Origin of the sequence: Pseudomonas sp. rhizo25, from assembly GCF_031931935.1 — a bacterium.
Taxonomy (GTDB): Bacteria; Pseudomonadota; Gammaproteobacteria; order Pseudomonadales; family Pseudomonadaceae; genus Aquipseudomonas; species Aquipseudomonas synxantha.
This window is the reverse complement of the sequence record NZ_JAUJXA010000009.1, coordinates 96,278-109,483: the sequence shown is the minus strand read 5'-3', so window position 1 is coordinate 109,483 and position 13,206 is coordinate 96,278. Positions and strand designations below refer to the sequence as shown.

Here is a 13,206-nt window from a genome sequence, read left to right as displayed (position 1 = left end):
ATCTGTAGGTCCTTAAAATTCGGTTTCAGTCAGCGCGAAGGCGTTAAACAGTGAAAGCATCTTGCAGCAGTTTTTCCTGCTGCTCGGCGTGCATCGACGCATAACCACAGGCAGGTGCAGCAGAAGCATCACGACCGGCGTACTCCAGGCCCAGGGCCTTGTTGTGGTTGCCGATGCTGCGACGCAGATGATGCTGGCTGCTGTACCAGGCGCCCTGGTTCATCGGTTCTTCCTGACACCACACCACATTGGTGAGGTTGGTGTAAGGCGCGATGATCTCCATGAGGTCATCTTCCGGGAACGGGTAGAGCTGCTCGATACGCACGATAGCGATGTCTTCGCGGCCTTCGGCACGGCGTTTTTCCAGCAGATCGTAGTAGACCTTGCCGCTGCACAGGATCAGGCGAGTGACCTTGGCGGCGTCCAGTGTGTCGATCTCTGGAATCACGGTCTGGAACGAACCTTCGGCCAGGTCTTCCAGGGTCGAGACGGCCAGTTTGTGGCGCAACAGCGATTTCGGCGTGAGTACGACCAGCGGCTTGCGCAGCGGGCGGATCACCTGGCGACGCAGCAAGTGGTAGATCTGCGCCGGGGTGGTCGGCACGCACACCTGGATGTTGTGCTCGGCACACAGCTGCAGGTAACGCTCCAGACGGGCCGAGGAGTGCTCAGGGCCCTGACCTTCATAACCGTGTGGCAGCAGCATGGTCAGACCGCACAGGCGACCCCACTTGTGCTCGCCGCTGGTGATGAACTGGTCGATCACCACCTGGGCACCGTTGGCGAAGTCGCCGAACTGGGCTTCCCAGATCACCAACGCGTTCGGCGTGGTGGTCGAGTAGCCGTATTCGAACGCCAGTACGGCTTCTTCGGACAGGAACGAATCGTACAGGTCGAAACGTGGCTGGCCTTCGTACAGGTGTTGCAACGGAATGTAGGTGGAAGCGTCTTTCTGATTGTGCAGAACCGCGTGACGGTGCGAGAACGTACCACGGCCGATGTCCTGGCCGGTCATGCGGATCGGGTGACCTTCGAACGCCAGGGTCGCGTACGCCATGGTTTCAGCGTAACCCCAGTTGATCGGCAGGCCGCCGGCTTGCATCTTCTGACGGTCTTCGTAGATCTTCGCCACCTGGCGCTGAACGACGAAACCTTCGGGAATTTCCAGCAGCTTGGCGGACAGTTCCTGCAAGGTCTTCAAGTCGAAGGAGGTATCGTGACGCGCAGTCCAGGTGTGGCCCAGGTACGGACGCCAGTCAACGAACAGCTCTTTGTTTGGCTCCTTGACCAGGCTTTTTACTACATGCAGGCCATTGTCCAGGGCGTTGCGGTATTCGTCGACTTTGGCCTGGACACGCTCATCATCCACCACGCCGGCCTTGGTCAGGCTTTCGGCGTACAGCTCACGAGTGGTGCGCTGCTTGGTGATCTGCTGATACATCAATGGCTGAGTGCCGCTTGGCTCGTCCGCTTCGTTGTGACCGCGACGGCGGTAGCAAACCAGGTCGATCACCACATCACGCTTGAACTGCATGCGGTAGTCGACAGCCAGTTGGGTCACGAACAGCACGGCTTCCGGGTCATCCCCATTCACGTGCAGGATCGGCGCCTGGATCATCTTGGCAACGTCGGTGGCGTACTCAGTGGAGCGCGCATCCAGCGGGTTGCTGATGGTAAAGCCGACCTGGTTGTTGATGACGATATGAACGGTACCACCGGTCTTGAAGCCGCGAGTCTGCGACATCTGGAACGTTTCCAGGACCACGCCTTGACCGGCGAATGCCGCGTCACCGTGAATGGAAATCGGCAGGACCTTCTCACCGGTGGCGTCGTTGCGACGATCCTGGCGAGCACGTACCGAACCCTCGACCACTGGCGAAACGATTTCCAGGTGGGAGGGGTTGAACGCCATGGCCAGGTGAACTTCACCGCCGGTGGTCATCACGTTGGACGAGAAGCCCTGGTGGTACTTAACGTCACCGGAACCCAGCTCGACCTTCTTCTTGCCTTCGAACTCGTCGAACAGCTCACGCGGGTTCTTGCCGAAGGTGTTGACCAACACGTTCAAGCGACCACGGTGAGCCATGCCGATCACGACTTCCTTGGTACCGTAGGAACCGGAACGCTGGATCAGTTCGTCGAGCATCGGAATCAGGCTTTCGCCGCCTTCCAGGCCAAAACGCTTGGTGCCTGGGTATTTGGTGCCCAGGTATTTCTCCAGGCCTTCAGCTGCGGTCACGCGCTCCAGCAAGTGGCTGCGCACATCGGCGGACAATACCGGGCGGCCACGCACGCCTTCCAGGCGGTGCTGGAACCAGTGGCGCTGCTCGGAATCGGTGATGTGCGTAAATTCAGCGCCGATGGTGCGGCAATATGTCTGCTGCAACGCTTCGTGAATTTCGCGTAGGCTCGCTTCCTCTTTGCCGATGAACAGGTCGCCGGCACGGAAGGTCGTATCAAGATCGGCATTGGTCAAGCCGTAATGATTGATCGACAGGTCTGCAGGTGCAGGACGCTGCCACAGCCCCAGCGGGTCAAGCTGGGCTGCCTGGTGGCCACGCATACGGTAGGCCTGGATCAGTCGCAGTACTTCAACTTGCTTCTTCTCATGCTCGCTGCTCACGCTGCCGGCGGAAACCGGCTGGGCGCGGCGCTGGTTCTTTGCCAGCAGCACGAACTGATCGCGAATTGTTGCGTGCGATACATCGGTGGCAGCGTTGCCGTCTGAAGACAACGTCTGAAATTTGGTGCGCCATTCTTCTGGCACAGCGTTAGGGTCGTGCAGGTAGAGCTCATAAAGCTCTTCCACATAGGCAGCGTTACCACCTGAAAGATAGCCGCTGTTCCACATGCGCTGCATCACGCTTTCTTGCATGCTTGGTCACCCTCGATTTGGGGACACCACCGGCGAAAACACCGAGTCTGCTTGCAAAAGGCCAAGTGCAGCGACCAAAACAAGCCACTTAGGATCACGCTGATAGTTCGGGTACCAACCCGAATGCCCCTGCTTGTCTCATTTCTTCAAAATAAGAGCCGCGGCTTTGTAAGTCGCTGCTCAAGTTAAAACTACGGCGCCGGTTGAAGCCTGCGCCGCAGCATTTACGGGCACAACGGTCCTGCTATTACTACAACGTCAGTTACACGCCGCTCTGCAGCAGCATGTTACGGATGTGACCAATGGCCTTAGTCGGGTTCAGGCCTTTGGGACATACGTTGACGCAGTTCATGATCCCGCGGCAGCGGAATACGCTGAACGGGTCATCCAGCGAAGCCAGGCGCTCGGACGTCTTGGTATCACGGCTGTCTGCCAGGAAGCGGTACGCTTGCAGCAGGGCAGCTGGGCCCAGGAACTTGTCCGGGTTCCACCAGAAGGATGGGCACGAAGTCGAGCAGCAAGCGCACAGGATGCACTCGTACAAGCCATCGAGCTTTTCACGCTCTTCCGGGGACTGCAGACGCTCGATGGCCGGAGCCGGCGTGTCGTTCTGCAGGAACGGCTTAACTTTCTCGTATTGCTTGTAGAAGATGCTCATATCGACGACCAGGTCACGGATAACCGGCAAACCTGGCAGAGGACGAACGATCAGCTTGTTACCCTTGACAACAGCAGACAGCGGCGTAATGCACGCCAGGCCGTTCTTGCCGTTGATGTTCATGCCGTCGGAGCCGCAGACACCTTCACGGCAAGAGCGACGATAGGAGAAACCCTCGTCCTGCTCCTTGATCAGGGCCAGCACGTCCAGCACCATCAGGTCTTTACCACCGGTATCGACCGAGAATTCCTGCATGAACGGCGCGGCGTCCTGATCAGGGTTGTAGCGATAAACACTGACTTTCAACATGGCAGCCACCCTTAGTAAGTCCGAATCTTCGGTTCAAACGTCGGAACCGTCTTCGGCGAGAAGTTCACGGCACGCTTGGTCACGCGCTTGTCACCCGGGAAGTACAGGGTGTGGCACAACCAGTTTTCGTCATCGCGATCTTCAAAGTCTTCACGGGCGTGGGCACCACGGGATTCTTTACGAACCTCGGCGGCGATCGCCGTCGCTTCAGCCACTTCCAGCAGGTTTTGCAGCTCAAGGGCTTCGATACGAGCAGTGTTGAACGCCTGGCTCTTATCGTTGATCTTGACGTTGGCGATACGCTTGCGCAGATCGGCCAGCTGGGCAATGCCCTTCTGCATGTATTCGCCGGTACGGAACACACCGAAGTAGTTCTGCATGCAGTTTTGCAGTTCGCGACGCAGGGTTGCCACGTCTTCGCCATCAGTGCGCTCGTTCAGAGCGTTGAGGCGCGCCAGGGCAGCTTCGATGTTGGCGTCGGTGGCGTCATCGTATTCGATGCCGTCGGTCAGCGCCTTCTCCAGGTGCAGGCCGGCAGCTCGGCCGAATACCACCAGGTCGAGCAGCGAGTTGCCGCCCAGGCGGTTGGCACCGTGGACCGATACGCAGGCCACTTCGCCTACCGCGAACAGACCATGAATGATCTCGTCCTGGCCATCGGCGTTCTGGGTGATCGCCTGGCCATGAATGTTGGTCGGCACGCCGCCCATCATGTAGTGGCAAGTCGGAACAACCGGCACCGGAGCAACCACCGGGTCAACGTGGGCAAAGGTCTTGGACAGCTCGCAGATACCTGGCAGGCGGCTGTGCAGCACTTCCTCACCGAGGTGATCGAGCTTGAGCAGTACGTGGTCGCCATTCGGGCCACAGCCGTTGCCGGCGATGATCTCTTTAACCATCGAACGGGCTACTACGTCACGACCAGCAAGGTCTTTGGCGTTCGGAGCATAACGCTCCATGAAACGCTCGCCATGCTTGTTGATCAGGTAGCCACCTTCACCACGGCAACCTTCGGTCACCAGTACACCGGCGCCGGCGATACCGGTCGGATGGAACTGCCACATTTCGATGTCTTGTACCGGTACGCCAGCGCGCAGTGCCATGCCGACGCCGTCACCGGTGTTGATCAGGGCATTGGTGGTCGAAGCGTAGATACGGCCTGCACCACCGGTGGCCAGAACAGTAGCCTTGGCACGGATGTAGGTGGTTTCACCGGTTTCGATGCAGATAGCGATCACACCAACGAACTCGCCTTGCGCGTTCTTGACCAGGTCAACCGCGTAGTACTCGTTCAGGAACGTGGTGCCGGCTTTCAGGTTGCCCTGATAAAGGGTGTGCAGCAGCGCGTGACCGGTACGGTCGGACGCGGCGCAGGTACGGGCAGCCTGGCCACCTTTACCGTAGTCCTTCGACTGACCGCCGAATGGACGCTGGTAGATACGACCTTGCTCGGTACGGGAGAACGGCAGGCCCATATGGTCCAGCTCGAACACCGCGGCCGGGCCCTCCTGACACATGTATTCGATAGCGTCCTGGTCACCGATGTAGTCGGAACCCTTGACGGTATCGTACATGTGCCAGCGCCAGTCATCGTTCGGGTCGGCGGACGCGATGGCGCAGGTGATACCACCCTGGGCCGATACGGTGTGGGAACGCGTCGGGAACACCTTGGTGATCACGGCAGTCTTGTGACCACCCTGGGCCAGCTGCAGCGCAGCGCGCATGCCAGCACCGCCGCCACCAATGATGATGGCGTCGAATGAAATAGTTGGAATGTTAGCCATGAATCAGATACCCCAAAGAATCTGCACACCCCAGACGAAGTAAGCGAACATCGCGACGCCGCATACTGCCTGGAAGAGGAAACGTACTGCAGTCGCGGACTTGCCCAGCGCCATCGGCGTCAGGTAGTCAGTCGCGATGGTCCACATGCCAACCCAGGCGTGAGCGCCCAGGGCTACAAGGGCCAGCAGACTGAAGATTCGCATCGCATTATGGGAAAACAGGCCATGCCATTGCTCATAGCCAATACCCGGGTTTGCGACGAGGTATCCGATCAGGAAAATGAAATAAGCCGCGAGAACGACCGCAGACACACGCTGTGCCATCCAGTCATAGAGGCCCGAACGCGACAGATTCGTAACGCTGGTTACCATATCCAAACTCCTGCCAGAACGATCAGCACCACGGAAATGGCGATGATGATTTTCGAGCCCAGGCGGCCGCCTTCCAGCGTCTCACCGATGCCCATGTCCATGATCAAGTGGCGCACACCGGCTACCAGGTGATACAGGAGAGAGGACAAGAGGCCCCATGCTACGAACTTGGCCAGCGGGCTGGTCAAGCATGCCTTCACCTCGGCGTATCCTTCCTCGGAACCCAGGGATTTGCTCAATGCATAAAGCATGATGCCCAAGCCCAGGAACAGGATGATGCCGGAAACACGGTGCAGGAACGACGTAACGCCGGTGATGGGGAGTTTGATGGTCCTTAGGTCTAGGTTTACAGGTCGTTGGCTATTCACGGCTTTTTTTCACACTGAAGAGCCCCTAACAATCAGGGCAAAGTTGTTGGGGAGTGCGACTGGTCAGGTAAGCACCACCCAGGGAGTGCGACCCCCAATGAAAGCAAGCCCAAAAGCCCTTGGCGGTCGGTGGCCGAGTATAGACAGTTAGGTTACTAATGACAACGCGCACACCTCACCCTAATAGCTGATTGCGCTGACGGGATAAAAGGCGTAAACGGCAGTCAATTTCGACGAAAAAGTACGGTTAAAGCCTTCTGGCGCAAGACTTTAGGCAAATTGACATCTGGATTTATATCAATATAGTGGTGCGGGCCCTGCGTGGGGGGTCTGTCTGATGATTTGAAGCATAAATAGGAGGCCACATGGCTGACAAAAAAGCGCAGTTGATCATCGAGGGCGCAGCCCCCGTCGAGCTGCCCATTTTAACCGGCACCGTTGGTCCCGATGTTATCGACGTACGGGGCCTGACGGCCACGGGCCGTTTTACTTTCGACCCAGGCTTCATGTCGACCGCGTCCTGCGAGTCGAAGATCACCTATATCGATGGTGACAATGGCATTCTGCTTCATCGCGGTTACCCGATCGAGCAACTGGCAGAACAATCGGACTACCTGGAAACCTGCTACCTGCTGCTAAATGGCGAATTGCCAACAGCCGAGCAGAAAGCCCAGTTCGTCAGCACTGTGAAGAACCACACCATGGTTCACGAGCAATTGAAGACCTTCTTCAACGGCTTTCGTCGCGACGCCCACCCGATGGCCGTCATGTGCGGCGTGGTCGGCGCCCTGTCGGCCTTCTATCACGACTCCCTGGACATCAATAACCCGCAGCATCGCGAAATTTCCGCGATCCGCCTGGTTGCCAAGATGCCGACCCTGGCCGCGATGGTCTACAAGTACTCCATGGGCCAGCCCATGATGTACCCGCGCAACGACCTGACGTACGCGGAAAACTTCCTGCACATGATGTTCAACACCCCGTGCGAGATCAAACCGATCAGCCCGGTGCTTGCCAAGGCCATGGACCGGATCTTCATCCTCCATGCCGACCACGAGCAGAACGCCTCCACCTCCACCGTGCGCCTGGCCGGCTCTTCGGGTGCCAACCCGTTCGCCTGTATCGCCGCCGGTATCGCTGCACTGTGGGGCCCTGCCCACGGCGGTGCGAACGAAGCCGTGTTGACCATGCTCGATGAAATCGGCGATGTGTCGAACATCGACACCTTCATCGCCAAGGCCAAGGACAAGAACGATCCGTTCAAGTTGATGGGCTTCGGTCACCGGGTCTACAAGAACCGCGACCCACGTGCCACCGTGATGAAGCAGACCTGCGACGAAGTGTTGAAGGAGTTGGGCATCAAGAACGATCCGCAACTCGAACTGGCCATGCGCCTGGAAGAGATCGCCCTGACCGACCCGTACTTCATCGAACGCTCGCTGTACCCGAACGTCGACTTCTACTCGGGGATCATCCTCAAGGCTATCGGCATTCCAACCAGCATGTTCACCGTGATCTTCGCCCTGGCGCGGACCGTGGGCTGGATCTCCCACTGGAAGGAAATGCTCTCCAGCCCGTACAAGATTGGCCGCCCGCGCCAGTTGTACACCGGCTACGAGTCGCGTGACATTACCAAGCTGGAAGATCGCAAGTAAGCACTTAGCGGCTTGCTTGTAATGAGAACGGCCTCCCTTAGCGGAGGCCGTTTTTGTTTGTGGTGCCTGGTGTACCGCCATCGGGAGCAAGTCCACCCAACACAAATCTTCAGGCAAAAAAATACCCCGGCCTTTCGACCGGGGCATTTTCTATCCAGCTATAACCTTAGTGGTTAACCGCCCCGCTCGCCCCCAGGCCAGTCTGCGAACGCACAAACTGCGGGAAGTACAGCGCACGCTCTTTCTCTGCCGCCGCCGACTTGTCGGTGATGGAGAAGAACCAGATGCCGATGAACGCAATGATCATCGAGAACAACGCCGGGTACTCGTACGGGAAGATGGCTTTTTCATGGTGCAGGATCGAGACCCAGATGGTCGGGCCGAGGATCATCAGGCCCACGGCACTGATCAAGCCCAGCCAGCCGCCGATCATGGCGCCACGGGTGGTGAGGTTTTTCCAGTACATAGAAAGCAGCAGTACCGGGAAGTTACAGCTGGCGGCAATCGAGAACGCCAGGCCGACCATGAACGCAATGTTCTGACTTTCGAACAGGATACCCAGGCCGATAGCCAGCACCGCCAGGGCGATGGTGGTGATCTTCGACACGCGAATCTCATCCTTCTCGTTGGCCTTGCCCTTCTTGATCACGCTGGCGTACAGGTCATGGGATACCGCCGAGGCACCGGCCAGGGTCAAGCCGGCAACCACCGCGAGGATGGTGGCAAAGGCCACGGCCGAGATAAAGCCCAGGAAGATGCTGCCACCCACCGCGTTGGCCAGGTGCACCGCCGCCATGTTGTTACCGCCGAGCAAGGCGCCTGCCGCATCCTTGAACGCCGGATTGGTGCTGACCAGCAGGATCGCGCCGAAGCCGATGATAAAGGTCAGGATATAGAAGTAGCCGATGAAGCCCGTAGCGTACAGCACGCTCTTACGCGCTTCCTTGGCGTCGCTCACGGTGAAGAAACGCATCAGGATGTGCGGCAGGCCGGCAGTACCGAACATCAGGGCCAGGCCAAGGGAGAATGCCGAGATCGGATCTTTCACCAGGCCGCCCGGGCTCATGATCGCTTCACCTTTAGGGTGAACCTTGATCGCCTCGGAGAACAGCATGTTAAAGTCAAAGTTGACGTGCTTCATCACCATCAGCGCCATGAACGAGGCACCGGACAGCAACAGCACCGCCTTGATGATCTGCACCCAAGTGGTCGCCAGCATGCCGCCGAACAACACGTACAAGCACATCAGGATGCCGACCAGGATCACCGCCACGTGGTAGTCCAGGCCGAACAGCAGCTGGATCAGCTTGCCCGCGCCAACCATCTGCGCGATCAGGTAGAACGCCACCACCACCAGCGAGCCACAGGCCGAGAGGCTGCGGATCTGGGTTTGCCCGAGGCGATAGGACGCCACGTCGGCAAAGGTGTATTTGCCCAGGTTACGCAGGCGCTCGGCGATCAGGAACAGGATGATTGGCCAGCCCACCAGGAAGCCGATCGAGTAGATCAGGCCGTCGTAGCCAGAGGTAAACACCAGCGCGGAAATACCCAGGAAGGACGCCGCCGACATGTAGTCACCGGCAATCGCCAGGCCGTTCTGGAAGCCGGTGATCTTGCCGCCTGCCGCATAGTAGTCGGCCGCCGACTTGTTGCGCTTGGACGCCCAGTAGGTGATGCACAACGTCGCGCCGACAAAGGCCACGAACATCAGGATCGCTGCGATATTCAGCGGTTGCTTGTGCACTTCACCGGTCAATGCATCTGCCGCCCAAACGGCGGGCGCAAAGACGCAAGCGCCGAATACAGCCAATAGACGACGGATCATTGCGCAGCCTCCTTGAGAATCGCATTGTTCAGGTCGTCGAATTCGCCGTTGGCGCGTCGCACATAGATACCGGTGAGGATGAAGGCCGAGACAATCAGCCCGACCCCGATGGGGATACCCCAGGTGATGGATGAACCAGGGCTGAGCTTGGCCCCCAGTACTTGCGGCCCGTAGGCGATCAACAGGATGAAACCGGAGTAAAGCCCTAGCATGATCGCCGAGAGAATCCAGGCGAACTTTTCCCTTTTCCTGACCAGCTCCTTGAAACGCGGGCTGTTTTGAATCGAGAGGTAAATGCTGTCGTTCATTGTTTTTATCCTCGCAGCACAGCTTTTTTATTATTGGAACGTATCCACTGTATGCGGCTGTGGAAAGGGTTCCAGACGACCTTAGTAGTAGATCGAGTGTAGCGAGGGATGGCCAAAGCGCAGGAAGATTTGAGGCGGTGCGAAACCAGTGTGGGAGGGGGCTTGCTCCGATAGCGGTGTACCAGTCAAAAAATCTGTGACTGACATACCGCGATCGGGAGCAAGCCCCCTCCCACAGGGGTGCATCAGTGGCTTTTATTTAGCGGTCCATTCAGCTATGCGCTCAGGGTGCTTGGCCACCCAATCCTTGGCCGCTGCATCAGGCTTGGCGCCTTCCTGGATCGCGAGCATGACTTCGCCGATCTCATCCTTGGAGGCCCACTGGAATTTCTTCAGGAAAGCCGCCACTTCCGGTGCTTTCTTCTCCAGGCCCTTGCTGCCGATGCTGTTGACGGTTTCAGCAGCACCATAAATCCCTTTGGGGTCGTCCAGGAAACGCAGTTTCCACTTAGCAAACATCCAGTGCGGCACCCAACCGGTCACCGCAATGGAGTCCTGCTTGTCTTCGGCACGGGTCAGTTCGGCGATCATCGCCGCGCCCGAGCTGGCTTGCAGCTTGTAGTCCAGGCCATATTGCTTGATGGCTTCGTCGGTCTTGAGCATTACGCCTGAACCGGCGTCGATGCCGACGATCTTGTTCTTGAAGGTGGTATCGGTCTTGAGGTCTTCAATGGATTTGGCCTTGACGTACTCCGGCACGATCAGGCCGATCTTCGCATCCTTGAAGTTGGGGCCGTAGTCGACCACCTTGTCTTTGTTCTTGGCCCAGTATTCGCCGTGGGTCACGGGTAGCCAGGCGGAGAGCATGGCATCGAGTTTGCCGGTGGCGACGCCCTGCCACATGATCCCGGTGGCGACGGCTTGCAGCTTCACGTCATAGCCAAGTTTTTCCCTGATCACTTCTGCCGCCACATGGGTGGTAGCCACGCTGTCGGACCAACCGTCCACGTAGCCGAGGCTCAGGGTCTTGCTGTCGGCGCTGGCCAGTGTGGAGCCCATCGCAACTACCAACGTGGCAGCTGCGCCCAAGAGTCGTCGCATCTTCATAGTACTTCCCCGAAAGTGCTGCGCCCGACGGATGCCGAGCGACGTCAAACTGTTGTTATAGGGTGCACCGCGCCTCCTTCACGCGCATCGATCCGGTTGCCCAAGACATCAGTGGAGTTCTGACCCTTCGATAATCAACCTGCAGGGTCCATGGACCTGCTCTGCCAGCGACCTCGGCTGAGCAAGAAACGACATCACATAGCCAGCAGGAGACTTCCTACAACTTGACGCCAGAATTCCGCCCGAACTTTGCATGTCAAAATCATGCAGCCCCACTGAAAGGAGTCAATTGCGGGTAAGATGCGCGCCTTTGCTCCCCCAGATAAGCCGACCATGCCCGCGACTGCCCGCTTCCCTGCCCTGCCCTATTTTCTCGCCTTGATCCTCGGCCTACTTGCCCTTGTCGGCTACTGGTACGGCCTCGGCCGGCCGGTGGTGTTGCCGGACGTCGCCAGCGCCAGCCACAAGATGCAGTGTGCGTCCTATACGCCGTTCGACAAGGATCAGTCGCCCTTCGACCAGCCGTTCAAGCTGCGCCCCGAGCGCATGGACGCCGACCTGGCACTGCTTGCCACGCGTTTTGAGTGCATTCGCACCTACTCCATGACGGGTCTGGAGTCCTTGCCCGACCTGGCGCGCAAGCATGGGTTGAAGGTGATGGCCGGGGCCTGGGTCAGCAGCGATCCAGTGGCGACCGAGAAAGAAATCAACGAACTGATCGCTGCTGCCAATGCCAATCCTGACATCGTCACCTCAGTGATCGTCGGCAACGAAGCCCTGTTGCGCAAGGAGGTGACCGCCAAGCAATTGGTGGCGCTGATTCAAACAGTCAAAAGCCAGATCAAACAGCCGGTCACCTATGCCGATGTCTGGGAGTTCTGGCTGCAACACCCGGAAATCGCCCCGGCGGTGGATTTCCTCACCATTCACCTACTGCCGTACTGGGAAGATGACCCATCCGGCATCGACCAGGCGCTCAAGCACGTGGGCGATGTGCGCCAGACCTTCGGCCACCAGTTCGCGCCCAAGGACATTGTGATCGGCGAGACCGGCTGGCCCAGCGAAGGCCGCCAGCGCGAAACCGCCGTGCCAAGCCGGGTCAATGAGGCCAAGTTCATGCGTGGCTTCGTGGCCATGGCCGAAGCCAATGGCTGGCGCTACAACCTGATCGAAGCCTTTGACCAACCGTGGAAGCGCGCCAGTGAAGGTGCTGTCGGCGGGTATTGGGGGCTGTTCGATGCAGACCGCCAGGACAAGGCCATCCTCGCCGGCCCCGTAACCAATGTGCCGTACTGGCCGCTGTGGCTGGGCGTGGGCGGGCTCATCCTGCTCGGCACCCTGGTGCTCGGCGGCCGCGTACGTAGCACGCGCTCGGCGCTGATGCTGCCCTTGCTGGGCGCCGTTGCAGCCTGCTCCATCGGCACCTGGGCCGAACTGACCCGCGTCACCGCACGCTTCAACGATGAGTGGGTATGGGCCGGTTTGCTGGTGGTACTTAACCTGCTGGTGCTGGCCCACGCCGCCCTGGCCCTCAGCGTCCGTGACGGCTGGCGCGTGCGAGCGTTTGACTGGCTGGAACAACGCGCTGGCTGGCTGGTGGCGATTGCCGGGTTTGCGGGGGCGGTAATGATGCTGGCGCTGGTGTTTGACCCGCGTTATAGAAGCTTCCCGAGCGCGGCGCTGGTGCTGCCGGCCCTGGTGTACCTGGTGCGCCCGGTGACCGGGCCGCGTCGGGAGATTGCGCTGCTGGCCTTCATTATCGGTGCCGGCATTGCACCGCAGTTGTACCGGGAAGGCTTGTTGAACCAGCAGGCTTGGGGTTGGGCGGTGGTCAGCGTACTCATGGTTGCAGCATTGTGGCGATGCTTGCGGGTGCGCAAGGCTTAACACTGCCATCGGGAGCAAGCCCCCTCCCACACTTGACCGTATTCACAAATAGAAATAT

10 protein-coding genes are annotated in these 13,206 nt (G+C 58.9%); 2 read left to right on the top strand and 8 right to left on the bottom strand.

Features of this window, described 5'->3' with window-relative positions:
- Window positions 1-43: 43 nt before the first annotated feature.
- The 5 genes from QZR30_RS19440 to sdhC all read right to left on the bottom strand — a co-directional run bounded on the left by QZR30_RS19440 (window position 44) and on the right by sdhC (window position 6,366).
- Window positions 44-2,875 carry a 2-oxoglutarate dehydrogenase E1 component gene (locus tag QZR30_RS19440; protein WP_043051005.1) on the bottom strand — a complete coding sequence of 944 codons (2,832 nt, stop codon included), beginning with the start codon at window positions 2,873-2,875 and terminating at the stop codon, window positions 44-46.
- A gap of 262 nt (window positions 2,876-3,137) precedes the next feature.
- The gene (locus tag QZR30_RS19435) at window positions 3,138-3,842 is read right to left on the bottom strand and encodes a succinate dehydrogenase iron-sulfur subunit (protein ID WP_034118919.1); all 705 of its coding nucleotides are present in this window, start codon (window positions 3,840-3,842) and stop codon (window positions 3,138-3,140) included.
- 11 nt (window positions 3,843-3,853) lie between these two features.
- Window positions 3,854-5,626 carry a succinate dehydrogenase flavoprotein subunit gene (gene sdhA / locus QZR30_RS19430; RefSeq protein WP_003190007.1) on the bottom strand — a complete coding sequence of 591 codons (1,773 nt, stop codon included), beginning with the start codon at window positions 5,624-5,626 and terminating at the stop codon, window positions 3,854-3,856.
- A 3-nt stretch (window positions 5,627-5,629) separates the two neighbouring features.
- The gene (sdhD, locus tag QZR30_RS19425) at window positions 5,630-5,998 is read right to left on the bottom strand and encodes a succinate dehydrogenase, hydrophobic membrane anchor protein (protein ID WP_003172805.1); all 369 of its coding nucleotides are present in this window, start codon (window positions 5,996-5,998) and stop codon (window positions 5,630-5,632) included.
- On the bottom strand, window positions 5,992-6,366 hold the full coding sequence (gene sdhC, locus QZR30_RS19420) for a succinate dehydrogenase, cytochrome b556 subunit (protein ID WP_003190005.1): 375 nt from the start codon (window positions 6,364-6,366) through the stop codon (window positions 5,992-5,994). The genes sdhD and sdhC overlap by 7 nt, the downstream gene beginning before the upstream one ends.
- 365 nt (window positions 6,367-6,731) lie before the next feature.
- Here sdhC and gltA point away from each other — a divergent pair, with 365 nt between their 5' ends.
- Window positions 6,732-8,021 carry a citrate synthase gene (gene gltA, locus QZR30_RS19415; protein ID WP_003233249.1) on the top strand — a complete coding sequence of 430 codons (1,290 nt, stop codon included), beginning with the start codon at window positions 6,732-6,734 and terminating at the stop codon, window positions 8,019-8,021.
- A gap of 166 nt (window positions 8,022-8,187) precedes the next feature.
- Here the strand turns inward: gltA and QZR30_RS19410 are convergent, their stop codons facing one another.
- The 3 genes from QZR30_RS19410 to QZR30_RS19400 all read right to left on the bottom strand — a co-directional run bounded on the left by QZR30_RS19410 (window position 8,188) and on the right by QZR30_RS19400 (window position 11,261).
- The gene (locus QZR30_RS19410) at window positions 8,188-9,846 is read right to left on the bottom strand and encodes a cation acetate symporter (RefSeq protein WP_046069090.1); all 1,659 of its coding nucleotides are present in this window, start codon (window positions 9,844-9,846) and stop codon (window positions 8,188-8,190) included.
- Window positions 9,843-10,154 (bottom strand): DUF485 domain-containing protein, encoded by a 312-nt coding sequence (locus QZR30_RS19405; protein ID WP_046069091.1) that lies wholly within the window; start codon window positions 10,152-10,154, stop codon window positions 9,843-9,845. The genes QZR30_RS19410 and QZR30_RS19405 overlap by 4 nt, the downstream gene beginning before the upstream one ends.
- 255 nt (window positions 10,155-10,409) lie before the next feature.
- The gene (locus QZR30_RS19400; RefSeq protein WP_311903975.1) at window positions 10,410-11,261 is read right to left on the bottom strand and encodes a glycine betaine ABC transporter substrate-binding protein; all 852 of its coding nucleotides are present in this window, start codon (window positions 11,259-11,261) and stop codon (window positions 10,410-10,412) included.
- 333 nt (window positions 11,262-11,594) lie between these two features.
- On the opposite strand from QZR30_RS19400, the gene QZR30_RS19395 reads away from it, so the two are divergent.
- Window positions 11,595-13,148 carry a glycoside hydrolase family 17 protein gene (locus tag QZR30_RS19395; RefSeq protein WP_311903974.1) on the top strand — a complete coding sequence of 518 codons (1,554 nt, stop codon included), beginning with the start codon at window positions 11,595-11,597 and terminating at the stop codon, window positions 13,146-13,148.
- Window positions 13,149-13,206 lie beyond the last annotated feature (58 nt).

Coding starts and splice junctions, on each gene's coding strand:
- QZR30_RS19440 (WP_043051005.1), bottom strand. CDS start 2,875: ATGCAAGAAAGCGTGATGCAGCGCATGTGGAACAGCGGCTATCTTTCA.
- QZR30_RS19435 (WP_034118919.1), bottom strand. CDS start 3,842: ATGTTGAAAGTCAGTGTTTATCGCTACAACCCTGATCAGGACGCCGCG.
- sdhA (WP_003190007.1), bottom strand. CDS start 5,626: ATGGCTAACATTCCAACTATTTCATTCGACGCCATCATCATTGGTGGC.
- sdhD (WP_003172805.1), bottom strand. CDS start 5,998: ATGGTAACCAGCGTTACGAATCTGTCGCGTTCGGGCCTCTATGACTGG.
- gltA (WP_003233249.1), top strand. CDS start 6,732: ATGGCTGACAAAAAAGCGCAGTTGATCATCGAGGGCGCAGCCCCCGTC.
- QZR30_RS19410 (WP_046069090.1), bottom strand. CDS start 9,846: ATGATCCGTCGTCTATTGGCTGTATTCGGCGCTTGCGTCTTTGCGCCC.
- QZR30_RS19405 (WP_046069091.1), bottom strand. CDS start 10,154: ATGAACGACAGCATTTACCTCTCGATTCAAAACAGCCCGCGTTTCAAG.
- QZR30_RS19400 (WP_311903975.1), bottom strand. CDS start 11,261: ATGAAGATGCGACGACTCTTGGGCGCAGCTGCCACGTTGGTAGTTGCG.
- QZR30_RS19395 (WP_311903974.1), top strand. CDS start 11,595: ATGCCCGCGACTGCCCGCTTCCCTGCCCTGCCCTATTTTCTCGCCTTG.